Here is a 24,064-nt window from a genome sequence, read left to right as displayed (position 1 = left end):
CCCTCACGCGGACGCGCGGCTGAGATGGCGCAGCTGGATCTCGGCGAGCGCCCGGCGCTCGGCCTCCATGGTGGCGAGGCCCACCGCGGCGCGGCGCGCGTCGACTCCGTCGGGGTCGGCGACGGGGAAGGGCCGCCCGAGCGGTGAGTAGCGGGTGCCGTACGGCTGGGGCCTGCCCAGCTCGACCGCGCAGTGGTCCGTGGCGTACGCGGCGTGGATCGGCGGGCACTGGCCGCGCTCGACCGCCGTCGTGATCAGGTCGCGGCACCGCAGCTGGAGCGGCAGGTCGTCGGCGTGCAGCAGGATCATCAGGGCCGCCGTGGACGCCTCTGCGCCCACCAGGCGGGCCGTGGGCCAGCCGTGCTCGTCGAGGATCTCCCGCAGCGCCGCCGTGTTCGCCGCCCGGCACCGGGCGAGCCGTCTGCGCGTGTGCGCCCCCGGCAGCCGCTGGGCCGCCGCGGTCAGCGCGCCGTCCTGGGCGACCCGGTCGACGAGTTCCTCCGCGAGGCCGTCGTAGTCGGGTACGGGGTCGAGTCCCTCACGCCCGGGAGCGAGGTCCTCGCCGCCGTCCGCCGCCGCGCGCTCGCCCGCGAGCGCCGAGCAGTCGGGGCGCCCGGGCCGATCGGGGTGTCCGGGGCGCCCTGAGGAGTCGGGCCGATCGGGTTGCCCGGCTCGTTCCGGGCGGTCCCCGCGGTCGGGGCCCGGCGCGGATGCCCCGCCGCCGTCCCGCCCGTGCGTGCGCCGTGGGTGCGTCACCGGTCGCCTCCGCCCTTCACGTCACGGCCCCGGCCGGCGCCGGACCCGCGAGGCCGACGGTGGCCCAGACCGTGCGCCCCCGGCCGCCGGGTTCCGGTTCGGCGCCCCACGCCCTGGCCACCTTCTCGACGAGGAACATGCCGTGGCCCGCCGGCATCCCGGCGGCAGGACCCGCGTCCCGCACCTCCACGCGCACGCCTCTCGCGTACACCCGGGCCGTGCAGCTCACCTCGGAACCCTCCGTGCGCAGCACCGCGTTGGTGACCAGCTCGGACACCACGAGCTCCGCGAGCTCGCACAGCTCGCGCGGCACGCCGCCCTCCGCCAGCTGTGCGCGCACCCGGCGCCGCGCGGCGCCGACCGAGGCAGGTCTGCGCGGATACACGTGCGTGAGCGCACCCGGGCGGGCGTCGGATAACGCGGCGGGCGAGGACAACTCCACCGGTCGGCCCGCGCGTTGCTGCTGTGCACTGTGTTCCTTGATACGCACCACGCGCTCACTATGCGCGCTGACTCGGTCACGCCGCAACCGACTGTCTGATAATTTCAGAATGCTTGTCTGCTCCCTGGATTGCTCACGGAGCACCTGTCAGACTCGGACGGGTGAGGTGGTGTCAGGTGGTGACGGCGTGGTGAGCGATGTCCGGGCGGTCCCGGCCGTCTCCGGCTCCGCGGGCAGCGGCAGTTCGCCGACCGTCCTGCGGATCGTCCTGGGCAAGCGCCTGCTCGCGCTGCGGGAGGGCGCCGGCGTGTCCCGCGAGGCCGCGGCCGCCGTGCTCGACGTGACCCCGCTGACCATCCGGCGGATGGAGAACTCCGAGGTCGGCTTCAAACTCCCGTACGTACGGCTGCTCCTGGACGCGTACGGGGTGCGCGGCAGCGACGCGGAGCAGTTCGTGGAGCTGGTCAAGGCGGCCAACAAACCCGGCTGGTGGCACCGCTACCGGGACGCCGTGCCCGGCTGGTTCAGCGCCTACGTGAGCCTTGAGGACGAGGCCAGCCTGATCAGGACGTACGAACCGCACTACGTGCCGGGGCTGTTGCAGACCGAGGAGTACGCCCGCGGTGTGCTCGGCGCCGGTGTGCACCGCAGCCCCGAGGAGCTCGACCGGCGGGTCGCGCTGCGCGTCAAGCGGCAGCAGCTGCTGACGAAGGCCGGCGCGCCCGTGCTGTGGATCCTGCTGGAGGAGTCCGTGCTGCGGCGCCCGGTCGGCGACTCGCCCGAGGTGATGCGGGACCAGGTCGACCGGCTGCTCGACGCCATGGCCCTGCCGAACGTGACGCTCCAGCTGATGCCGTTCGCCATCGGGCCGCACCTGGGCGCGTTCGGCCCCTTCCACCTCTTCCGCTTCGACGTCACGGAGCTCCCCGACGTCGTCTACACCGAGAACCTGACCGGCGCCGTCTATCTGGACCGGCGCCCCGACAGCGCCGCCTACCTGGAAGTGCTCGACAGCCTGTCGGCGCGTGCGGCCTCCGTCGCCGAGACGAAGGCCTTCCTCCGGACCCTACGCAAGGAGCTGTGATGCGCGAGATCTACAACGGCATGCCGTCCGACGACCTGGGTGCCGACGGCTGGGAGAAGCCCTGGAGCGGTCCGAACGGCGGGAGTTGCGTCGAGACGAAGCAGCTCGCCGACGGCCGGGTGGCGGTGCGCCAGTCCACGGACCCGGACGGGCCCGCCCTGATTTGTTCGGACGATGCCATGGCGTGCTTCGTCGAAGGCGCGAAGAATGGCCTTGCCGACTTCCTGCTGTAGGCGCACCACCGGGGCATCACCAGAAACGGACGGACCAGATGACCGACCTCGACCAGGCGTCGCTCGACGACATCGACACCAGCAAGCCGCATCCGGCGCGGATGTACGACTTCTACCTCCAGGGCAAGGACTACTACGAGGCGGACGAGATCGCCGGGAACAAGGTTCTCGAGGTCTTTCCGACCATCAAGACCACTGCCCGGGTGAACAGGTCGTTCATGCACCGCGCCACGCGCTTCCTGGCGGGCGAGGCGGGCATCAGGCAGTTCCTCGACATCGGCACGGGCATCCCGACCCGCCCCAACCTGCACCAGGTGGCGCAGGAGGTGGCGCCCGACTCCCGGGTCGTGTACGCGGACTACGACCCGGTGGTGCTGCGGCACGCGGAGGCGCTGATGCGCAGCACGCCCGAGGGCCGCACGGCGTACATCCAGGCGGACGTGCGCACCCCCGAGTCGATCGTCGGGGCGGCCGAGCTGCACGAGACGCTCGACCTGTCGCAGCCGGTCGGCCTCTCGCTCAACGCGCTGCTGCACTTCGTGCCGGACGAGAACAAGCCGTACGAGATCGTGCGCCACCTCGTCGACCGGCTGGCCCCCGGCAGCTATCTGGCGATCTCGCACTGCACCGACCACTTCGCCCCCGAGATGTGGGCCGAGGTGGTCGAGGTCTACCGCAAGGGCGGCATACCCGCGCAGCTGCGCTCGCTCGACGAGGTGACCCGCTTCTTCGACGGGCTCGACGTGGTGGAGCCCGGCGTGGTGACCCCGCACAACTGGCGCCCGGACGGCACGACCGTGCCCGGCACCTCGGACGAGGCCGTGTCGATGTACGCGGCGGTGGCCCGCAAGCCGTGACGCCGTACGGCGTCACGGGCGGCGAAATCGGCACGGCCGGGCGAGATGCCCGGGCCTGAGGGGAGTTCACGGCCATGGCGCCGCACACGGATCCTTCGCGGCAGGACGGCGGGCGGCGGCCCTGTGCCGCGGCGGTGCCGCCCCTGGTGCGCGAGGTGGTGCGCGCCTACCTGTCGCTGGCCGACGCTGCGGCGCCAGGGCTGGTCCAGGGCCTGTACCTGACGGGTTCCGTCGCGCTCGACGACTTCGTGCGCCCGCGCGGGGACATCGACTTCGTCGCGGTCTCCGCCGTGCCGCCGTCGCCCGCGCAGACCGCGGCGCTCCAGCGGGCGCACGCGCACCTCGCCGCCCGGGTGCGGCGGCCGTTCTTCGAGGGGCCCTACGTCACCTGGGACCAGCTCGCCGACGACCCGTCAAACGCGGCGCCCGGCCCGTACGCGCACCGGGGCGGCCTGCTGCCCGCGGTCGGGCACGGCAGGCAGCCCGCCACCTGGCAGGTCCTCTCGCGGTACGGGGTGACGATGCGCGGCCCCGAGGCGCGGGACCTGACGGTGGACACGTCGCCGGGCGAACTCGCCCTGTGGGCGCGCGACAGCCTGGCGCGGTACTGGCGGCCGTGGTGGGAGCGCGGCTCGCGCCCGCTCGGCCAGGAGGGGCTCGCCTGCCTCGGCGCGCGGGCGGCCGCGTGGGGCGTGCTGGGCGTCAGCAGGGCCCATCTGGCGCTCGCCAGGGGCGAGGTGGCGTCGAAGACGGCGGCGGGGGAGTACGCGAGGACCGCGTTCGGGGCCGCGTGGCACCGGGTCGTCGACGAGTGCCTGCGCAGCCGGCGCGGCGAGGGGCGCGGCGGGCGCTACCCCACGCCGCTCGGGCGCCGAAGGGACGCGCTGGCCTTCGTGGACATGGTGATCGAGGACGCGCTCGCCCGGTTCTGAGCGCCCGGGGTCAGGGCTCCTGGGGTCCGGGCGCCCGGGGCGGGTGCGCCGCCCGGCTCAGACGCTGTCCTTCTCCGGCTTCTGCCGCGCCTCCCGCTCACCCGGCTGCTGCGGCTTCTGCTGCTCCGGCTCGGCGTCCCCGCCGGGCTCGTCCTGCCCGTCCTCTTCGAAGTACGCGTCGAGCACGGCGTCGAGCCGCTCGGCCCACTCCTTGAGCACGCCGCGGGCCGGGGCCTCGGCGTCGGCCTCGTACGACCGGTGGGTGCGGGTGTGGACGACCACGCTCAGCCGCTTGCCGAAGCGGGGGACGGCGACCTCGACCGCCCCGATCTCGTCCCAGCGGAAGTCGGCCTCCTGGTCGTCCAGGGTGAAGCGGACGCCGGCGCGGCCGGCCACGATGGAGGACCGGCGGTCGGCGGCTTCCAGGGACGGGCCGCCGTCCGGCCCGGGGGACGCGTCGGCGCCCGGCCCGTCCCGGTCCTCGGCGGCGGCCGGCTCGCCGTCCGCACCGGCCCCTTCGTCCGCGGCTCCGGCGGCCGCCTCCGGTCCTTGTGCGCGGGACGCGTCGGCGGGCCCCGTGCCGTCACCGGCCGCCGCGGCCCCGGGCGTGCTGCCGGGCTGCCCCGGGCCGGCGGCCTGCGCCTCCTGCCCGCTCTCCTCTGCCTCCGGGGCCGCCTCGGGGGCGCGGAGGTTCACGAGGCCGGGCACCTGGGCCGGGTCCGTGGCGGCCCCGGCCACCACGGGCTGGACGTTCGTATCGCTGCGCTGCTCCACGGCCGGAAGTATGGCGGAACAACCTGTGCGGGGAAAGCCGCGCAGGGCACGCCTCGGCAACGACTCCGGCGCCCGGAACACACCGCTCCGACGGATCCGTCGCGGAACACACCGCTCCGTCCGGATCGGTCCCGCGCCGCCGCGCTGCTACGGTGCGTCACCGAAGCGTCGCTCGATGTGAAACCGGGAGTGCGTGTGAAGGTCGTCTGCGTCGGCGGCGGGCCCGCCGGCCTCTACTTCTCGATCCTGATGAAACTGCGGGACGGTGGCCACGACATCACCGTGTACGAGCGCGACCCGGCGGGCTCCACCTACGGCTGGGGCGTCACCTACTGGGCGGGCCTGCTGGACAAGCTGCGCGCGGGCGACCCCGTCTCCGCGCGCGCCGTCGAGGACGCCTCGGTGCGCTGGAGCGACGGTGTCGCCCACCTCAGGGGGGCGACGACCAGGCACCACGGGGACGAGGGGTTCGGAATCGGCCGCCACCGGCTGCTCGACCTGCTCGCCGGGCGCGCCCGCGACCTGGGGGTCCGTGTCGTGCACGGGCGCGAGGCCGAGCCGGGCGAGATCGCGGACGGCGCGGCGGGCGCCGGCCTCGTCGTCGCGGCCGACGGGGTGCGCAGCGCGCTGCGCACCCGCTGGGCCGGGCATTTCGGCACGGAGGTGGCCATCGGCCGCAACCCCTACATCTGGCTGGGCACCACCCAGGTCTTCGACGCATTCACCTTCTCCTTCGTCGAGACGCCGCATGGCTGGATCTGGTGCTACGCGTACCGCTTCAGCGCGGACGCCAGCACGGTCGTCGTGGAGTGTGCGCCCGAGACCTGGCGCGGCCTCGGCCTCGACCGGCGCACGGAGGCCGAGGGCCTCGCCCTGCTCGGCGACCTCTTCTCCGACGTGCTCGAAGGGCACCCGCTGACCGGCAGGGGAGGCGGCGCGGGCGCCCCCGCGCAGTGGCTGGCCTTCCGCACCCTGACCAACCGCACCTGGCACCGGGGCAACGTCGTGCTGCTCGGCGACGCCGCCCACACGACCCACTACTCGATCGGCGCCGGCACCTCCCTCGCCCTGGAGGACGCCCTCGCGCTGACGGCGTCGCTGCACGCGGGAGGGGCGGCACCGGCCGCGGGCGGCGCCGGGCTCGACGCCGCGCTCACCCGCTACGAGAACGTCCGCAGGGCGGAGCTGCTCTCCGTGCAGAGCGCGGCGCGCTACAGCGCCCGCTGGTACGAGGAGCTGCCGCGCTATCTGCGGCTCCCGCCCGAGCGGATGTTCGCGCTGCTCGGCCAGCGGCACTCGCCGCTGCTGCCGTACGTCCCGCCGCAGCTCTACTACCGGCTGGACAGCGCGGCCGGGCGCATCGAGTCCCTGCGCAGGCTCAAGCGGTGGCTCGGCCCGCGGCTCGCCGGGTCGCTGCACGCCCGCGCGCGGAGCTGACGCGACGTCAAAACATCGTTTTCCGGCCGACTTTCGGGCGTCGGGAAACGGCCGGAGGCGGGAAGCGGCCGCGGGCCGCCCGCGCGCCAACCGACACCTTCGGCACGTACGGGCGCGCCCTGGCAATCGGTCACCGGGGGAGTGCACACTACCGATACGGCTCCGACACGTTTCTGACGCATCGTCGGACAATCGCTGACGGGCCGTCGCCGCACGATCACAGTGTGTTCGGCCGCTGTCGGAACCGTACGGGTCCCGGCCGTCGCGGAGACGCTCCGCCGGGTGCGTGAGAGGATCAACCTCCGTACACTGACGACCGTTTGACGTAGGGCATTCGAGGGTCCCCAGGAGTCCCCGCACTATGCCCGTCCGGGGCACACGACCTCATAGGACGCTCATATTGCGAAGGACACCTTGAGCGCTTGCCATCGAGGGAGCAGTGGCTCCGGACGCCTTGCGCCGTCGCCGACCGCTGCTTGGCCCCTGGTCAGGGACGACCGGAAGCTCAGCCCAACCCTCTAGGACCCTCACTAGTGAGCTCGATATCCGTAGCCGCCGTACTGCTCGGCGTCGCGACCGTCGTCATGGTCGTTGTCGCGCTGAGGCTCGCACGATCGCGCCGTAAGCAGACCCGCAGAGCGCAGGAACTCGCGTCGGCCGCCCAGGCCGCCGACGCCAGGGCCCTGGCCGCAGAAGCGCGGACCCGGGCGGTGGAAGCCCGCGTCCAGTCCGTGGAGACCCGGGGGAGGGGGTTCCACGAGGAACTCGACCACCTGGTCTCCCGCAGGCTCCCCGCCCTCGCGCTGCACCTGATCAGCTCCCACCACCCGGTCCCCGGGCCCCTGCACCCGCCGGCGGCCAAGGAGCAGGCCGGCGCGGGGGACGGCGGAGAAGGGGCAGCGGACCCGTTCGCCCCCGTCCTCGACCTGTTCAGGGAGACGGTGCTCAAGGAGCGCCGCCGCGTCGACGCCGCCGCCCGTGCCGCACTGCGCGGCGCGAGCCAGGACATGCAGGCGCTCTCGTACCGCCTCCAGACCGAGATCGACGCGCTCCAGCACGAGTTCAGCGCACCACGCAGCCTGACCCGCAGGCTGCTCGCCGCCGATCACCTCAACGAGCAGAACCTGCGCCTGATCCAGAAGGCCGCCATCGTCTGCGGCGCCTGGCCGGGGCACGTCCGCAAGGACACCTACGTCGCCGAGATCGTCACCGGCGCCTCCTCCCGCCTGCGCGGCTTCGACCGCGTGAAGATCAGCACGCGGATGCACGCGTCCAACATCGCCATCGTCGGCCGGGCCGCCGAGCCCGTCGCCGTCGCGGTGGCCGAGCTGATGGCCAACGCCCTCGAACACTCGCGCGACGACCTCGTCGTGGACGTCAGCCTGCTCCAGACGGAGAACGGCAGCGTCTGCGTGACCGTCGACGACGCGGGCAAGGGCATGACCGCGGAGGCGGTACGCCACGGCACCCGGATGATCTCGGGCGACGAGCAGCAGAACATCATGCTCACCGAACTCGGCGACCCGCCCTCGCAGGGCTTCGCCGCGATCGGCCGGCTGGTCGCCGACTACGGCTTCCACGTGTCCATCGACAACCCCTCCCCGTACGGCGGTGTCCGGGCCGTGCTCTCGATTCCCCCGAACCTGCTGACGACGATCGACGAGGAGGCGGAACCCCTCTCGGCCATGGCACCCCTGCCCGCAGTACCGCCACAGGTCCCCAAGCGGCCTGAACCCGCGGCGCCCGCCGCTCCCGCAGCCCCCGCCCCGGTGCCGACCGCGGCAGCCGCGGCCCCCGAACTGCCGCAGCGGCGCAGGCGTGAGCCCGCCCGCGCGGTGGAGAGCGAGGCCACAGCGCCCACCGCCCGCGATCTCGACCCCGAGCGCGTCCGCGACACCTGGAGCCAGTTCGAGGAAGGGCTGGCCAGCGGCCGAGCCCACACCGACCCGGAGGAGACTCTGTGAGCACCCCCCACCAGCAGGCCGAGCAATCCGCCTGGTACCTGAACCCGATCGCGGAGATCAAGGGCGTGCGGCACGCCCTGATCATGACCCTCGACGGCATGGTCGTGGCCAGGTCGTCCGAGCTCGCGAGGGACGAGGCCGACGGCATCGCCGCCATGACCTCCGCCCTGCACGCCGCCTCGCGCTCCGCCGCCAACACGGCGCTCGGCGCGCCCGAGCGGACCCCGGTGGAGACCGTCACGGTGCAGAACGCGTACGGCACCTACATGGTGATGCCGGCCGGGACCAGGACGAACACGCTGATCGCGGTCTCCGGTGACGCGGACATGCCGATGGGCGTCGTCGCGCACACCATGGCGCGGCAGGCCAAGAAGCTCGGCGAACAGCTCATGTCCGTGCCCCTGCGTTCCGATGACAGTGCGTCATGAGCCGGGGCCAGGAACAGCGAAGGCTGCTGCCCGCTTATCTGGCGACCGGGACCGGCGGCTCGCCCGTCGGTAGCACCATCGACACCCTGACCGCCCTCCGCGCGACCGGCATCCCCCTCGCCCCCTATCACACGGCGGTGCACCAGCGGGTCGTGGAGCTGCTGGAAGGCGGCTCACTCACCGTCATGGAGATCGCCGGATACCTCGGCCTCCCGGTGAGCGTCGGCATCGTCGTCGCAGAACAGCTCGTCACCGACGGTCAGCTCAAGGGCAGTGTCCCCGTGTCGGACGCCGCCACGGCCGCCGCGAACGCGGACCGCCCGTCCAAGGAAGTCATGGAAGAGGTTTTGAGTGGACTCCGAGCACTCCTGGTCTAGCCCACAGGCGACCGCGCCGGGGCAGACCACAGGGCCGGCGGGGACCGGGCACGGCGCGCACGCCGCCCCCTCGACGCTGCCCGGCGACCCGGGCGGCGCGACGCAGCGGCCCGTCTACCTTCCGGAGGGCGCGCACCGCCGGGTGAAGATCCTGGTGGCGGGGCACCTCGGTGTCGGCAAGACCACCGCCATCAGGACCCTGTCGGAGATCCCGACACTCCACACCGAAGAGGTCATGACGGACGCCGCGGCGGCCACCGACGACCTCAGCCTCGTCGGGCTGCGCAACAAGACCACGACGACCGTCGCCATCGACTTCGGCCGCCTCACCCTGCCGGGCGACAAGATCGTGCTGTACCTGTACGGCACCCCGGGCCAGCGCCGGTTCCTGCCGCTGTGGAAGGGCATAGCCCTCGGCGCGCTCGGCGCGCTTGTCCTCGTGGACACCCGCCGTCTCGACGCCTCCTTCGAAGTGATGGATCTCATCGAGGAGCGCGGTTTGCCGTACGCCGTCGCGGTGAATGTCTTCCCCGACTCACCCGATTACAGTCTGGAGATCCTCAGGGCAAAGCTCGACCTTGCCCCGGACACCCCGCTCGTCATGTGCGATGCCAGGCAGACCAACAGCAGCCTCAACGCCCTCATAGAGCTCACCGCCCATTCCATCGCGCGCGCCGGAGAACAGACCTCGTGACCAGCACAATTGACACAGCCCCCGTGTGCCTGTGGGGGCCCGAGCACGCGGCGGACCCGCAGCGCAGCTACGAACTGCTGCGGGCCCAGGGCCCGGTGGGCCTGGCGGAGGCGGCGCCCGGCTTCGTGGTGTACCTGGTCACCGACTACCGCGCGGCGCTCGACCTCCTGGGCGACACGGAGACCTGGTCCAAGGACACCCGTCCCTGGCAGTCCCGCGTCCCGGAGAACAGCTCGATCAGCCAGCCGGCCCAGTGGCGCCCCAACGTGACGTTCGCGGACGGCGACCACCACGCCTACCTGCGCAAGGTGATCACGGACTGCTTCGCGCTGCTCGACCCGCACGAAGTGCGCACCATGACGTTCCGTCACGCCGACACCCTGCTCAGCGGGTTCGCCGACGCCGGGCACGTCGACCTCGTCGGCCAGTACGCGCGGCAGCTGCCGCTCATGGTCTTCAACAGCCTGTTCGGCATGGACGACGTGTACGGGCCGCAACTGGTCGAGATGCTGGCCGCGATGGTGAGCTCCGACCCCGAGCGGATCGGCCAGGGCGCCCAGGCGTTCGGCATGTACCTCAACACGCTGTACGAGCTGAAGGCCGGCCGGCGCGGCCACGACCTCACGTCGTGGTTCATCGACCACCCCAACGGCCTGAGCAGGGAGGAGGCCACCAACCAGATCCTGCTCACGCTCGGTGCGGGCAACGAGCCCACCGCGAACCTGATCGCGAACACCTGCGTGCGCATGCTCAGCGACGACCGCTACTTCGGCACGCTCACCACCGGCAGCCTGCCGGTGCAGCACGCCATCGACGACGCCCTGTGGAACGACTCCCCCGTCGCCAACTACAGCTTCCACACGGCGCGCAGGGACACCGTCCTGCACGGGGTGCGGATCCCTGCGGGATCGCCCGTGATGGTCTCGTACGCCGCGGCCAACACCTGTCCCCACGCGGGCGTCTCCGCTGACGGCTACCGGTCGGGCAACAAGGCGCACCTGGCCTTCGCCGCGGGGCCGCACGCCTGCCCGGCGCGCGATCTCGCGCTGCTGATCGCCACCGCCGCGATCGAACGGCTCGCCACGTACCTGCCGGACATCTCGCTCGCCGTCCCCGTGGAGGAGCTGACCTACAGCGAGGGAACCATCCACAGGACCCTCACCGCACTGCCCGCACGTTTCACACCGCTGACGCCGGACGCCGACGGGGCAACCCCCTGGAGTCGCAGCGCCCAGGACAGCGGCAACGGGGCCACACCCACGGCGCCCACCCAGCTGTCGACCACTCCCTGAACTGCCCCGCTCGTCACGATGACGCGGTGCCGGCCGGTCCACACACCGGCCGGCACCCGCACGGCCATCTCTGGGAGAACGCATGCCCCGGCCTGTCCTCTGCGCGAGTGGGGAACCGCTACCCACGGTTCTTGACCGAAAGGGGATCGTTCCGTTGACCACCGACACACTGTCCGGTGAGCGAATACCGGAAGTCGCAGCGCTGAGACAACGGGTGGACGCCGTGCTGCGCGGCTTCCTCGACGCCAAGGAGCGTGGTGCTCCCGGTGGCGAACTGCCTTATCTGACCACCACGTTGCGCGATCTGCTCACGGGTGGGAAACGCATCAGATCAATACTCTGCGCCTACGGCTGGTACGCGGCGGGACCTGGGCGCGAAGCCCTCGAAACCGCCATACGCGCAGCCGCGAGCCTCGAACTCTTCCAGGTCTTCGCGCTTGTCCACGACGACGTGATGGACGACAGCGACACGCGTCGTGGCCAACCCTCCGCGCACCGGGCCCTGGCGGCAGCTTACACCGACAGTGGGGGCCCGGGTGCCAGGGCCGAGGCTCACGGCATGGGTGCCGCCGTGCTCCTCGGGGACCTGGCGCTCGTCTGGTCCGACGAACTCTTGCACACCGCGGGCCTCGAACCGGGCCGACTCGCCGAAGTCCTGCCGCTCGTCTCGGAGATGCGCAGCGAGGTGATGTACGGGCAGTTGCTCGACCTGTGCACCACGGGCCGCAGGCCGAGCGGTGACGTGGACGCCGCGCTGCACGTCATCCGCTACAAGACGGCCAAGTACACGATGGAGCGGCCCCTCCAGATCGGGGCGGCCCTGGCCGGCGGCTCGCCCGAAGTCCTCGACGCGTGCAGCGCGTTCGGGATTCCGCTCGGCGAGGCGTTCCAGCTGCGCGACGACCTGCTCGGTGTGTTCGGCGACCCCGGGACCACCGGGAAGCCGGCCCTCGACGACCTGCGCGAGGGCAAGGCGACGGTCCTGATGGCCCAGGCCGTACGGGCCGCGGATCAGGACCAGTTGGAGGTGCTGCACACCCTGGTGGGCGACCCGGGCCTGACGAAGCGCCAGGCCAAGGAGGTCCGGCGCGTCCTCAAGGAGACCGGGGCGCGCGAGGCCGTCGAGGAGATGATCGAGGAGCGCCGCGCGCAGGCGCTCAGGGCACTGGACGACGCCCCCTTCACCCGTCAGGCCATCGCGTGTCTACGCGAGTTGGCGCGGACGGCGACGGTTCGGCAGGTGTGAGCGTGCGGAAGGAGAGACGGATGGAGACGCACGGCGGCACAGCGGTCGCCCGGGGGGTCGACGGGCAGGCGGCCCGGCTGGTTGCCTCGGTCGACCAGGACGCGTGGGGTGCCGTGCGCCCCTCGCTGTACGAGACGGCTCGCGTCGTCTCGTACGCCCCCTGGCTGACGGGGGACGAGCGGCGCATCGCCTATCTGCTGGACGAGCAGGCGGACGACGGCAGTTGGGGCGAGGGCGCGGAGTCCTACCGGCTGGTGCCCACGCTCAGCGCGGTGGAGGCGCTGCTTGCGGTCGCCCGCAGGCAGACCGCTTCCGCCGAGCTGTCCGGTCGGGTGTGCGCGGCCGCCGCCCGCGGCCTCGGCGCCCTGCGGGGGCTGCCCAAGGCCGGGCCCTGGCCCGACACCGCGGCCGCCGAGATCCTGGTGCCCGCGCTGGTGGACCGGATCGGGGAGCACCTCGCGAGCCCCGAGGCCGCAGGTTCCGAGCACCTCGGGCCCTGGCACCGCGGGCCGGGGCTGCCGGTGCCGGGCGGCTACCACGCCCAGGCGCCGCAGTACGTCGCAGCGAAGTACGCGGCGGTGGGCGAGCTGCCGGTCAAGTTCCACCACACCTTCGAGGGCCTCGGCGCCCGGCTCGTGGATGCCCTCGTCCCCGAACCGGGTTCGCTGGACTGTCTGCTGGGCAGCTCGCCCGCGGCCACCGCGGCCTGGGCCGACCGGTCGTCGCCCGCGGTGCAGCGCCCGGGCGACCGGGTGCCGGCGCCCGGGGTGCTCGCCTCTGCCGCGGTGCGCGAACTGCGGGAAGTGGGGCGCAGATACGGCCACCTGTTCCCCGAGGCCGCGCCGATCACCGTCTTCGAGCGGCTCTGGGTGGCCGCCGCGCTCTCCCGCGCGGGGCTGCTGGACGGCGCGGGACGGTGGGCGGCCCGCGGCTGGGTGGAGCGCATCTGGGACGCCGCGGGCGTGCGCGGCGCCCCCGGCCTGATGATCGACGCCGACGACACCGCGATGGCGGTGCTGACGGCGGCCCGCCTCGGTCTCCCGTTCGGTCCCGAGCCGCTCGCACTGTTCCACAACGGGACCCACTACGACTGCTACCTCGGCGAGGACACCGGGTCCGTCACCGCCAACGCCCACGCGCTCCAGGCGCTCACCGCGGCAGCGGAGCGCGACCGGGGCGCGGTGGCCGCGGAACGGGCGGGCCTTGCCGACTGGTTGGTCTCGGTCCAGCAGCCCGACGGGCTCTGGCCCGACAAGTGGCACGCCTCCCCGTACTACGCCACGGAGCGGACCGTGACCGCGCTCGCCGGCCACGGCGGCGCGCACGCGGAAGCGGCGGTGGCACGGGCCGCGGCCCGGGTCGTCGCCGAGCAGCGCGAGGACGGCTCCTGGGGCGTGTGGGGCGGCACGGCGGAGGAGACCGCGTACGCGGTGAAGATCCTGCTGCGGGCCGAAGCACCGGACGGGCCCGCGCTCGCCGCGGCGCGCGCGTACCTGGACGCGGTGTGCGCGCCGGGCGCAGACCACCGCCACCCGCCGCTGTGGCACGACAAGACCCTGTATGCGCCGCTGGCCATGATCGAGGCCGAAGTGCTCTCGGCCCGGCACCTGTTGGGGCAGCGCCATGGCTGAGCTGCGGCGGCAGGGCACGGCGGCACGGCAGGACACGGCGGCAGCGGCACAGGAGAGGGGACACGACATGGGCACGAGGACCGGGGGTAGGACCGACGGCGCGGAGACGGCCGCCGAGGTGGTGCGCAGGGCGCCCGGCGGGCTGCCGCTGCTCGGACACGTGATGCCGCTCCTGCGGGACCGGCTCGCGTTCATCAGGCAGTTGCGGGCCTACGGGCCCGCGGTGCGGGTCACCTTCGGCCCGAAGAAGATGACGGTCATCAACTCGCCCGAGATGATCCACGAGATGCTCACGGTCAAGTCGGGCCAGTTCACCAAGGGTTTGCTGTTCGAGAAGCTCAAGCTGTTCGGGAAGGACGCGCTCCCGGTCGCCGAGGGCAAGCCGCACCTGGTGCGGCGGCGCCTGGTGCAGCCGAAGTTCCACCGGGAGAAGATCGCCGGCTATGTCGACACGATGCGCGAGACCGTCGAGCCTGCCGTCGGCGCCTGGGGCGAGGGCGAGACGCTCGACCTGAAGACCGAGATGCAGCTGATGACGCAGGGCGTCGTCATGGCCGCGCTGTTCTCCTCGCGGCCCGAGCGGCTGCCGGCCCTGAACATCCTGCACAGTGTGGACGCGGTGTTCATGGCGGCGCTGCGCCGCGCGCTGCTCCCCGTACCACTGCTCGAACGGCTGCCCACCCGGCGCAACCGGCAGGTGGAGGAGTCGAGCCGGGTGATGCGGCAGGCCGTCGCCGAGATCATCGAGGAGCACAGGGCCGACCCCGGGGCGTACGACGACGTGGTGTCGCTGCTGCTCGGCGAGCGGGACGAGGACGGCGAGCCGCTGGCCGAGGACGACATACTCTCCGAGGTCACCGGGGTGCTCGCCGCGGGTTCCGAGACCACGGCCGTCGTGATGGCGTGGATGTTCCACGAGCTGGGCCGCAACCCGGCGTTGGAGCGGCGGCTGCACGAGGAGGTCGACTCGGTGCTGGCGGGGGAGCGGATCACCTTCGATCACATCCCGCGCCTGGCCTTCACCAGGATGTGCGTCAACGAGACCCTGCGGATGTACAGCCCCGGCTGGCTCGTGACCCGGCAGGCCACCTCGGACGTGCGGCTCGGCGGGATCGAACTGCCCGCGGGCACGGACGTGATCTGGAGCCCCTACGCCCTCCACCGGGACCCGGCGGTCTACCCGGACCCGGACCGCTTCGACCCGGGCAGGTGGTCGCCCGAGCGCCCGCAGCCGCCGAAGAACGCGTTCATCCCGTTCGGCGCCGGCAAGCGGATGTGCATGGGCGACGCGTTCGCCGTGACGGAGGCGACGGTCATCGCCGCCGTGATCGCGTCGCGGTGGCGGCTGCGGCCCACGGCGGGGGAGGACGTGCGGCCGGTCGGCGAGATCACCGTGCACCCGTCGAGCCTGCACATGGTCGCCGAGGCCCGCGGGCCCGTGGCGGGGCGGCGGGCCGCGTGACGGCGGGGTCCTGGACCCGGCCGATGCCCGACCTCACGGCTTCGTTCCCCGGGCCCTTCCCGGTCAGCCCCCACGCGGCCGACACGGCGGGGCAGTTGGAGCGGTGGCTGGCGACGTACCCACTGGTCGCGTCGGAGCGCGCGCGGGTCGCGCTGTGCGACATCACCGGGCACGGGGTGGCGCGCACCTTCCCCGGCGCCGATCCTGCGGGGCTCGCACTCTGCGCCGACCTGCTGCTGTGGCTGACCGCCTTCGACGACGCGTACGGCGAGCAGACCGGCGCGGCCGACCCGGGGGCGCTCGTCGCACGGGTCGCGGACACGGTCCATGTGCTCAACGGGCGGCAACCGCCGGGCGGGGGCGACGTGTTCTGCGCGGCGCTCGCCGACGTGCTGGCGCGGCTCGGCGAACGGGCGGCGCCCGAGGGGTTCCTGCGCGTCGCCGCCGCCGTGCGGGACAGCCTGTACGGGCTGGTGTGGGAGGCGCACGCGCTGGCCGCCGGCGGGCGCACGGCCGTCCCCGAGTACCGCGCGATGCGCCCGCACACCGTGTTCGTCGCGACGGTCACGGCGCTGGCCGAGCCCGTACTCGGCTACGAACTGCCGTCCGCGGTGAGGGAGTCGGCCCCGGTGCGGGAGCTGGAGTCGGCGGTCGCCGACCTCGCGGGCTGGATCAACGACCTGGCGTCGTACGACCGGGAGAAGGCGCGGGCAGGCGGCGCCGAGCCGTTCGGGCTGCCCGCACTGCTCGCCGCGGCCGAGGGGTACGGGCTCGACGAGGCGTTCGCCGCGGTCTGCGCGCTGTGCGAGGCCCAGGCCGGGAAGGCGAGGGCCGGGATCGCCGGACTCGCCGCGGCGGGCGGGCCGGGGGCCGTGCACGCGCGGGCCGTCGAAGGGATCGCCGCGTCCTATGTGTGGCACATCGGCCACCGCAGATACGGCGGCGGCTGACGGACCGTGCCGTCCCGCCGGGGTCCCCTCACCCGGGACCCGGCGGGGCGCGTCCGCGGTGACGCCTGCTGGTAGGGAGGGTGCCTCCGGGCTAGGGTTTCGGCGTGTACCTGCCACCCCCAGGTCATGGACACGCCCACGCTGGAGGAACCTTCGTGCGCACGAGAGCCATCGCGTCCACCGCACTCACCCTCGGACTCTGCCTCGCCCTGCCCGCCACCGCGGCAGCGGCGGCGGGACCGGCGCCAGGACCGGGAGCGCCCGGCATCGGCGACCCGTACTACCCCACGTACGGCAACGGCGGCTACGACGTCTCGCACTACGACCTCGACCTCGACTACCGGCCCGCGGCCGACCGGCTCTCCGGCACCGCCGTCGTCACCGCGACCGCCACCCAGAGCCTCACCCGCTTCGACCTCGACTTCGCGCTCGACGTCAGCTCCGTGCGCGTCGACGGCCGCCCCGCCCGCTTCACCACGAGCGGCGAGCAGGAACTCGTCATCACCCCCGCGCACACCGTGCCGCGCGGCCACCGCATGACCGTCGCCGTCACCTACACCGGCGTGCCGTCCACCGTGCAGAAGTACGGCTTCACGTCCTGGCAGCGCACCCCGGACGGCGGTGTCGCCGCCAACGAGCCCGAGTCCGCCTGGTGGTGGTTCCCCAGCAACGACCACCCCCTCGACAAGGCGACCTACGACGTCACCGTCCGGGTGCCCAAGGGCGAACAGGCCATCAGCAACGGCCTGTTGCTCTCGACCAGGACCAAGGGCGGCAGCACGTCGTACCACTGGAGGCAGGACCGGCCGCAGGCCACCTACCTGGCCACCCTCGCCGTCGGGCACTTCGACATCACCCGCAGCCGCACCCGCACCGGGGTCCCGGTGCTCAACGCCTACAGCACCGCGCTCGACCCGGCCGTGCGGAAGTCGGCGCAGGCCAGTGTGGAGCGCACCGGCGAGATCATCGACTTCCTGAGCGGCTACTTCGGCCCGTACCCCTTCGACGCGGCGGGCGGCTACGTCCCGGACGTCACCTCGCGCTTCGCGCTGGAGTCGCAGACCCGCGTCTTCTACAGCCCGTCCTTCTTCGCCACCGCCCCCGACACCTCCGTCGTCGCCCACGAACTCGCCCACCAGTGGTGGGGCGACGACGTGTCCCTGGCCCGCTGGTCGGACATCTGGCTCAACGAGGGCTTCGCCGGGTACGCCGAGTACCTCTGGGCCGAGCACGAGGGCAAGGGCACCCCGCAGGAGCTGGCGCAGAAGGTGTACGACAGCCACCCGGCCGACGACCCCTTCTGGACGGTGAAGCCCGGCGACCCGGGCCCCGACAAGCAGTTCGACGACGCCGTCTACGACCGGGGCGCCGTCGCGATCCAGGCGCTGCGCGACACCATCGGCGACCACGCGTTCCGCGCGCTGCTGAAAGCGTGGCCCGCGCTGCACCGCTACGGCAACGGCACCATCGCCGAGTTCAGGCAGCTGGCCGAGCGCCTGTCGGGCCAGGATCTGAAGGGCTTCTTCGACACCTGGCTCTACACCCCGGCCAAGCCCGCGGTCTTCCCCGCGGGGCGCTGAGCGCACGGCCATGGCGGGGTGCGGGGAGCGCGCCCGCCCCCGCCGGTCGGTGCGTGCACGGCGCCGACGCGCAGGAGGGCCGCGGGGCGCGGCGCCGCAAGGGGTCGTTCCGTAAAGGTATTTTGGTCATTCCCTTTGAATGGCGGCCAGGGGTCTGTGGCAGGGATGTCCGCATGGCAACCTCACTCACCCGCCGCATCGCCGGCCTGCTCGCCGCGTTCGCCGCGGCGTTCGCCGCCGCATCGCCCGCCGTCGCCGCCGAGCCCGGCGCCGCATCGCCCCACCCCGGTACGAGCTGCCGCGACGTGTCCTTCCCCGTGACCCTGCCGGACGGCTCGGCGCAGAAGATCGCGGCGCAGTACTGCGCGCCGCGCACCGGCGCCGTCGACACCGTCCAACTCCTCGTGCACGGCGCCACGTACAACCACACGTACTGGGACTTCCCGTACAAGAACGGCACGTACTCGTATGTCGAGCGCGCAGGCCGGCTCGGCTACGCGACCCTCGCCATCGACGAGCTCGGCGACGGCGCGAGCTCGCGGCCCGCCTCGACCGAGCTGACCTTCCCCGCGATATCCGACAGCATCCACCAGGTCATCGGCCAGGTGCGCGCCGGTGCGCTCGGCCGCCACTACGCCTCCGTGATGGCGGTCGGCCACAGCTTCGGCTCCGCCCAGCTCATCGAGGAGACAGCCGAGCACGGCGACGTGGACGCCGTCGTCCTCACCGGCTCTGGCCACGCCACCAGCTCCATCGTCGCGGACGCCCAGCCCACCGTGTTCTACTCCGCGAACCACCTCTCCCGCTTCGCGTCGCTCGACGACGGCTACGTGACCAGCAAGCCGGGGCAGCGCGCCGCCATCCTCTACTACCCGCCGCTCGCCGACCCCCGGGTCGTCGCGGCCGACCAGGCCACCGAAGACGTCGTCAGCCAGACCGAGTTGACCACCCGCCCGGCCGACCTCGGCGCCCTGATGAAGAAGATCACCGTGCCGGTGCTGCTCGTCGACGGCAACAAGGACAACCACTACTGCACGCCCGACGTCGACGGCACCGCGGGCACGGACCTCGGCTGCACCTCGACCACCGAGTTCTACCAGCACGAGGCGGGCAACTTCACGGGCGCCTGCTTCAGCGCGATGCTGGTGCGCTCCGGGCACGACATCACCCTGCACAGGACCGCGCCGCAGTCCTACGCCTCCATCCTGGCCTGGGAGCAGGCCACCCTCCCCGCACGCGGCACCGCTGCCCGCTGCGCCACCCGCGGCCCCCTGCCCACCCCCGGCATCCCGCTGGCCTGACCCCGGCGCCCGCCGCCCGACCGTACGCCGCGCGGCGGCCGCCCGCGCCGCGCGGCCCGCGGTCAGCGGTTGCGCTGCCTGCGCCGGGGCCAGTCGTCGAGGGGGAGCGGGCCCCGGGACAGGACGGTGCGGATGGCGAACGTGCTGCGGGCGTCGACCACATGGGGGACGGCGAGGATCTCGTCGAGCAGCACGCGCTCGTAGGCGGCGAGGTCCGGAAGCACCGCCTCCACCAAGAAGTCGGCCTCGCCGGAGACCACATGGCAGGCCACCACCGCGGGTATGGCCGCCAGCCCCTCCTCCACCGCGCGGGAGGTGGCGCGCGAGTGTCCCGCCACCTTGAGCGCCACGAACGCGGTCAGCCCGAGGCCGAGCCGCTCGTGGTCGAGCTCGGCCCGGTAGCCGGTGATCAGCCCGGCCTCCTCCAGCGCCTTCGTGCGGCGCAGGCAGGCCGAGGGGGACAGCCCGACCGCCTCGGCCAGGTCGATGTTGGGCGTGCGCCCGAAGCGCTGGAGGTGGTCCAGGATCGCCCGGTCCACCCGGTCGTACTGAGGTGACGGCATGCGATGCAGCATACGGCCGCCCACGCCGCACTCCATTGCGTGCGGCCCGGCCCGTGCGGCCGAATCAGGCATCGCATGCCGCGCCTCCCGGTGCATGCTGCCACCATGAACGCAACGCCCGGCCGACCCCCCGCCCCCCGGCCGTACGCCGAGACAGCTCACGCGGCACGGGCCGCGCACCCGGGCGCCGCTTCGGCCGCGCACCCGGGCGCCGCTTCGGACGGGCGCGCCGGGACCGCGCCCGCCGCGCCCGCCGCGCACCCCGGGACCGCCAAGGCCGCGCCCGCCGCCGCCCCCCGGCCCGGCCGGGCGGCAGCGGGCGGGGGCGTGCTCACCGTGCCGCGTGCCACCGCCCTCTACGTCGGCGCGCTCCTCGGGCCGAGCCTGCTGCTCCTGCCGGGGCTCGCCGCGCGGCAGGCGGGCGCCGCGGCCGTCCTCGCCTGGGGCGTGCTGCTCGCCCTGTCCGCGCTGCTTGCCTTCGTCTTCAGCCGGCTCGGCACCGCCTTCGGCTCGCGCGCCGGGGTCGCGGGCTACGCGGCGGCGGGGCTCGGGCCCGCCGCAGGCCGCACCGCAGGCTGGGCGTTCTGCCTCGGTGTGATCACCGGCGCCCCGGTGGTCTGCCTGATCGGCGGCCAGTACCTGGCGGCGGCGGTCGGCCGCCCCGGCCTCGGCACCGCCTTCGCCGGTGCGCTGCTCGCCCTCGTCCTCGTCCTGCGGCTGACCGGCGCCTCCAGCGGGGCCCGTGTCCAACTCCCCCTGGTGGGGCTGCTGCTCGCGCTCCTCGTCGTCGCCGTCGCCGCGAGCGCCCACCGCGCGGACGCGGCCCACTGGCACCCGTTCCTCGCCCACGGCTTGGGCGGTGTGGCGGGCGCGGCGGGCCATCTGATGCTGGCGTTCGTCGGCTGGGAGGCCGCGGCCCCGCTGACCGCGCGGCTGAGGGACGCGCCCCGCAGGCTGCCGCGGGTCATCGCCGCCGCCTTCGTGATCACCTCGGCCGTCTATCTGTCCCTGGCCGTCGCGCTCCAGGCCGTACTGGGTCAGGGCGCCGCCACGGACACACCGCTCGCCGCGCTCCTCGCGGCCGGTGTGGGCCCCGCGGGCCCCTGGCTCACGGCGGGGACGGCGCTGCTGCTGACGCTCGGTGTCACCAACGCCTACCTGGCGGGCGCCGCCGCCACCGCCGAGCACCTGCTGCGCCCGGCCGACGGCGGCCACGCGCGCGGCTCGTCGGGGCCGCTGCTCACGGTCGGCGCCGCCGCCTTCGGCGCCGTCCTGCTCGGCCTCTCCGCGCTGCACCTGATGGACGTGTCGCTGCTCGTCGCCCTGCCGACCGCGTTCTTCCTCCTCGTCTACCTGGTCAGCTGCGCCGCGGCGACGCGCCTCCTGCGCGGCCCGGCCCGCTGGGCGGCCGCCGCGGCGGCCCTCGCCACCCTCGCCCTGCTGGCCGCCGACGGGCCCGTCGCCGCGGCGGCCCTCGCCGCCGCCCTCGCCGCGGGCCTGGCGCGCCGCCCCCGCGCGCCCGGCGCTACACGAACGCGGCGAGCAGGAGGGTCATGCCGAGGCCGAACACACTGACCAGGGTCTGCGTGGTCGTGTGGATCTTCGTGGCCTGGCCCATGTCCATGCCGAAGGACTCCTTGACCAGCCAGAATCCGGCGTGGTTCACGTAGTTGAGGCCGATCGAGCCCGCGCCGATGGCGAGGACGACCAGCGAGGTGTGCCAGCTGTCCGAGGAGGCCACCAGCGGGGCGACGATGCCGGTCGAGGAGACGATGCCCACCGTCGCGGATCCGGTGGACGCGGAGAGGAGCAGCGCGAGCAGCCAGCCGAGCAGCACCACGTTGAGGTGGGCGCCGCCGGCGGCGGTGGCGATGGCGTGGCTGATGCCCGTGTCCTCAAGCACCTGGTTGAAGGCGCCGCCGCCCCCGATGATCAGCAGGATGCCGACCACGGCCTTGAGGCTCTCCGTGAGGGACCGGCGCACGTCGTCCCCCGACCTGCCCCGGGCCAGCGCCAGCGCGAACAGCGCGACGAGGAAGCCGATGAGCATCGCGACGACGGGCTCGCCCACGAGGAGCGTCGCGTTGCGCACGTGGTTGCCCTCGGGCAGCGCCACCTCCGCGACGGTGCGCAGCAGCATCAGCGCCACGGGGACCAGGATGCAGGTGACCGCCCAGGCGACGGGCACGGGCCGCCGCCCTGCCGCGTCGCCGCCTGAGGACGGCGCGGGCCGCGCCGGGGCCGGGCCTTCGTCCTCGGCGCGGTGGCGGACGAACTGGTCGACCAGCGCCTGGTCGGGGTGCACGTCGATCCGCCGGGCCATCCAGGTCGCGAACAGCGGCCCGGCCAGAACGACGGTCGGCACCGCGCAGACGAGCCCGAGCAGGATCGTCTTGCCCAGGTCCGCGTGGAGCCCGGCCACGGCGGTCAGCGGGCCCGGGTGGGGCGGCACCACACCGTGCAGGGTCGCGAGCACGGCGATCGTGGGGATCACCAGCATGGTGTAGGGCGAGTAGCGGGTGTGCCCCTGCCTGCGCATCCGGTCGGCCACGCTGAACACCAGCGGCAGCAGCACGATCAGGCCGACCTCGAAGAACATGGGGATGCCGATGACGAACGCCGCGGCACTCATCAGCCACGGCACCGTGCGCGGTGTGGAGCGGCGCACCACCAGCGCGGCGATCACCTCCGTGGCACTGGAGTCCGCGAGGAGGCGCCCCAGCATGGCGCCGAGCGCCAGCGTGATGCCGACATTGCCGAGGATCCCGCCCGCACCCGACTCGATGGACCCGGCGATCCTGGCGACGGGTTCTCCCGCCGCCAGGCCGACCCCGACCGACACCACCAGCAGGGCGATGAAGGGGTGCAGCTTGAGCCGGGAGTTGATCAGGACTACGAGCAGGGCAACCGAGACGATGAGTACGGCTATGAGCCCCGGCGTCGACGTTGCCACCGCAGGACCTCCTCCAGATGTCCGGAACCGGTTCCGGAACGTTTCGGAAGTGTGTCGGACGCGGCGGCACAGGTCAAGGCCGGGCGGAGACGGATCCACCGGCGGCGGGCTGGGGGCGGTCGTGCGGGGCGCCGGGGACCAGCCGCACCGGCAGCTCGTGCACCTCCGCGGGCTCGGCCGCTCCCTCGATCGCGCGGACGAGCAACTGCACCGCGCGGGCGCCGAGTTCGGCCGCCGGGCGCGGTATCACGGCCAGTGAGGGACCGGCCTGCCCGGCGAGGCTCTCGTCGCCGAAGCAGACAAGGGCCACGTCGCCGGGGACGCGCAGGCCCGCGCGGCCGAGCGAGCCCAGCGCGGCCACGGCGGTCTCGTCGGTGCAGGCGAACACCCCGTCGGGGCGCACCCCCCGGCCGAGCGCCGCGTCGAGGCCCGCCCCCGGGTCCGCGTCCCGGCCGGCCTCGACGACCCGGCCGGAGGGGAGCTCCGCCCCGGCCTCGGCGAAGGCGGCCTGGCAGCCCGCCGCGCGCGCCTGGACGCCGCCCGCGCGGTGGTGCGGCACCAGGACAAGCGCCGACCTGCGCTGCTGCTCGATCAGATGGCGCCCCGCCTGGTAGCCGGCGCTCCAGTTGGCCGTCCGCACCACCGTCGCTCCGGCGTCAAAGAGGTCCTCGTCGACGACGACCACCGGCCGGGACGCGTCCCAGCCCGCAGGCACCCGCGCGGGGCCGACCAGCACGGCGCCGTCGACGGGCAGCCCCGACTGCTCCCGCGGGGCGTCGGCCCCGAGCGGCCGTACCAGCACCTGGTAGCCCCGGCGCTCCGCCTCTGCCATGGCCCCTGCGAGCACCTGCGCCCAGCCGGGCTCGGCCGCGGGGACGAACAGCACGATCAGGCGTACCCGCCCGGTGCTCAGCGCCTGCGCCACCGCGCTCGGCTGGTAGCCGAGCTCCGCGGCGATCTCCCTGATCCGCACCCGGGTGGCGGCGCCGACCTCCGGGTTGTCCGCCGACAGCGCCCGCGAGGCGGTGGCCTTCGCGACCCCCGCGGCACGCGCCACGTCGGCAAGCGTCACCCGTCGCATCGGTACACCCTCCACCCTGAGCCGCCG

The 24,064-nt window shown here is 73.6% G+C and carries 23 protein-coding genes; 17 read left to right on the top strand and 6 right to left on the bottom strand.

Features of this window, described 5'->3' with window-relative positions; all coding sequences use genetic code 11:
- Window positions 1-3 precede the first annotated feature (3 nt).
- Window positions 4-756, bottom strand: coding sequence for a DUF6624 domain-containing protein (locus AB0910_RS21495; protein ID WP_366746208.1), 753 nt, complete (start codon window positions 754-756; stop codon window positions 4-6).
- A 16-nt stretch (window positions 757-772) separates the two neighbouring features.
- Window positions 773-1,249 (bottom strand): ATP-binding protein, encoded by a 477-nt coding sequence (locus tag AB0910_RS21490; RefSeq protein ID WP_366746207.1) that lies wholly within the window; start codon window positions 1,247-1,249, stop codon window positions 773-775.
- A 139-nt stretch (window positions 1,250-1,388) separates the two neighbouring features.
- Between AB0910_RS21490 and AB0910_RS21485 the strand changes: the two genes are divergently transcribed.
- From AB0910_RS21485 to AB0910_RS21470, 4 genes are all read left to right on the top strand, one after another.
- A complete protein-coding gene (locus AB0910_RS21485) occupies window positions 1,389-2,282 on the top strand; it encodes a helix-turn-helix transcriptional regulator (protein WP_366746206.1) in 894 nt (297 codons plus the stop codon).
- Window positions 2,282-2,515 carry a DUF397 domain-containing protein gene (locus AB0910_RS21480; protein WP_366746205.1) on the top strand — a complete coding sequence of 78 codons (234 nt, stop codon included), beginning with the start codon at window positions 2,282-2,284 and terminating at the stop codon, window positions 2,513-2,515. Before AB0910_RS21485 ends, AB0910_RS21480 begins: the two co-directional genes overlap by 1 nt.
- Window positions 2,516-2,553: 38 nt before the next feature.
- A complete protein-coding gene (locus tag AB0910_RS21475; RefSeq protein WP_366746204.1) occupies window positions 2,554-3,372 on the top strand; it encodes an SAM-dependent methyltransferase in 819 nt (272 codons plus the stop codon).
- A 74-nt stretch (window positions 3,373-3,446) separates the two neighbouring features.
- Entirely contained in the window at window positions 3,447-4,304 is an 858-nt protein-coding gene (locus AB0910_RS21470) for an aminoglycoside adenylyltransferase domain-containing protein (protein ID WP_366746203.1), read from the top strand.
- 57 nt (window positions 4,305-4,361) lie between these two features.
- On the opposite strand, the gene AB0910_RS21465 is transcribed toward AB0910_RS21470, so the two are convergent.
- The gene (locus AB0910_RS21465; protein ID WP_366746202.1) at window positions 4,362-5,078 is read right to left on the bottom strand and encodes a hypothetical protein; all 717 of its coding nucleotides are present in this window, start codon (window positions 5,076-5,078) and stop codon (window positions 4,362-4,364) included.
- A gap of 195 nt (window positions 5,079-5,273) precedes the next feature.
- Here AB0910_RS21465 and AB0910_RS21460 point away from each other — a divergent pair, with 195 nt between their 5' ends.
- From AB0910_RS21460 to AB0910_RS21405, 12 genes are all read left to right on the top strand, one after another.
- The gene (locus tag AB0910_RS21460; protein WP_366746201.1) at window positions 5,274-6,515 is read left to right on the top strand and encodes an FAD-dependent monooxygenase; all 1,242 of its coding nucleotides are present in this window, start codon (window positions 5,274-5,276) and stop codon (window positions 6,513-6,515) included.
- A 533-nt stretch (window positions 6,516-7,048) separates the two neighbouring features.
- A complete protein-coding gene (locus tag AB0910_RS21455; protein ID WP_366746200.1) occupies window positions 7,049-8,479 on the top strand; it encodes an ATP-binding protein in 1,431 nt (476 codons plus the stop codon).
- Window positions 8,476-8,907, top strand: coding sequence for a roadblock/LC7 domain-containing protein (locus tag AB0910_RS21450; RefSeq protein ID WP_366746199.1), 432 nt, complete (start codon window positions 8,476-8,478; stop codon window positions 8,905-8,907). The genes AB0910_RS21455 and AB0910_RS21450 overlap by 4 nt, the downstream gene beginning before the upstream one ends.
- The gene (locus tag AB0910_RS21445; protein WP_366746198.1) at window positions 8,904-9,284 is read left to right on the top strand and encodes a DUF742 domain-containing protein; all 381 of its coding nucleotides are present in this window, start codon (window positions 8,904-8,906) and stop codon (window positions 9,282-9,284) included. Before AB0910_RS21450 ends, AB0910_RS21445 begins: the two co-directional genes overlap by 4 nt.
- 142 nt (window positions 9,285-9,426) lie before the next feature.
- Window positions 9,427-9,978 (top strand): ATP/GTP-binding protein, encoded by a 552-nt coding sequence (locus tag AB0910_RS21440; RefSeq protein ID WP_366746219.1) that lies wholly within the window; start codon window positions 9,427-9,429, stop codon window positions 9,976-9,978.
- Complete coding sequence (locus tag AB0910_RS21435) at window positions 9,975-11,270, top strand: cytochrome P450 (RefSeq protein WP_366746197.1); 1,296 nt, start codon at window positions 9,975-9,977, stop codon at window positions 11,268-11,270. Before AB0910_RS21440 ends, AB0910_RS21435 begins: the two co-directional genes overlap by 4 nt.
- A 214-nt stretch (window positions 11,271-11,484) precedes the next feature.
- The gene (locus AB0910_RS21430; RefSeq protein ID WP_366746196.1) at window positions 11,485-12,516 is read left to right on the top strand and encodes a polyprenyl synthetase family protein; all 1,032 of its coding nucleotides are present in this window, start codon (window positions 11,485-11,487) and stop codon (window positions 12,514-12,516) included.
- Window positions 12,517-12,536: 20 nt separating this feature from the next.
- A complete protein-coding gene (locus tag AB0910_RS21425) occupies window positions 12,537-14,147 on the top strand; it encodes a prenyltransferase/squalene oxidase repeat-containing protein (protein WP_366746195.1) in 1,611 nt (536 codons plus the stop codon).
- Window positions 14,140-15,609: a cytochrome P450 gene (locus AB0910_RS21420; protein WP_366746194.1), complete on the top strand. Its 1,470-nt coding sequence runs from the start codon at window positions 14,140-14,142 to the stop codon at window positions 15,607-15,609. The genes AB0910_RS21425 and AB0910_RS21420 overlap by 8 nt, the downstream gene beginning before the upstream one ends.
- A 23-nt stretch (window positions 15,610-15,632) precedes the next feature.
- Window positions 15,633-16,559, top strand: a complete 927-nt coding sequence (locus AB0910_RS21415) for a hypothetical protein (RefSeq protein WP_366746193.1) — start codon at window positions 15,633-15,635, stop codon at window positions 16,557-16,559.
- 155 nt (window positions 16,560-16,714) lie between these two features.
- A complete protein-coding gene (locus AB0910_RS21410; protein ID WP_366746192.1) occupies window positions 16,715-18,139 on the top strand; it encodes a M1 family metallopeptidase in 1,425 nt (474 codons plus the stop codon).
- Window positions 18,140-18,312: 173 nt separating this feature from the next.
- Entirely contained in the window at window positions 18,313-19,440 is a 1,128-nt protein-coding gene (locus AB0910_RS21405; RefSeq protein WP_366746191.1) for an alpha/beta hydrolase, read from the top strand.
- A 62-nt stretch (window positions 19,441-19,502) separates the two neighbouring features.
- On the opposite strand, the gene AB0910_RS21400 is transcribed toward AB0910_RS21405, so the two are convergent.
- Window positions 19,503-20,003 (bottom strand): Lrp/AsnC family transcriptional regulator, encoded by a 501-nt coding sequence (locus AB0910_RS21400; RefSeq protein ID WP_366746190.1) that lies wholly within the window; start codon window positions 20,001-20,003, stop codon window positions 19,503-19,505.
- Window positions 20,004-20,108: 105 nt separating this feature from the next.
- On the opposite strand from AB0910_RS21400, the gene AB0910_RS21395 reads away from it, so the two are divergent.
- Window positions 20,109-21,578: an amino acid permease gene (locus AB0910_RS21395; protein ID WP_366746189.1), complete on the top strand. Its 1,470-nt coding sequence runs from the start codon at window positions 20,109-20,111 to the stop codon at window positions 21,576-21,578.
- Here AB0910_RS21395 and AB0910_RS21390 read toward each other — a convergent pair.
- Window positions 21,529-22,956, bottom strand: coding sequence for a gluconate:H+ symporter (locus AB0910_RS21390; RefSeq protein ID WP_366746188.1), 1,428 nt, complete (start codon window positions 22,954-22,956; stop codon window positions 21,529-21,531). The genes AB0910_RS21395 and AB0910_RS21390 overlap by 50 nt on opposite strands.
- 73 nt (window positions 22,957-23,029) lie before the next feature.
- Entirely contained in the window at window positions 23,030-24,037 is a 1,008-nt protein-coding gene (locus tag AB0910_RS21385; RefSeq protein ID WP_366746187.1) for a LacI family DNA-binding transcriptional regulator, read from the bottom strand.
- Window positions 24,038-24,064: the final 27 nt, after the last annotated feature.

This window comes from Streptomyces sp. NPDC047002 (genome assembly GCF_040704505.1).
In the GTDB taxonomy this organism is placed as follows: domain Bacteria; phylum Actinomycetota; class Actinomycetes; order Streptomycetales; family Streptomycetaceae; genus Streptomyces.
Note: the sequence above shows the minus strand (reverse complement) of the source record. Positions and strands in the feature narration are given on the sequence as shown.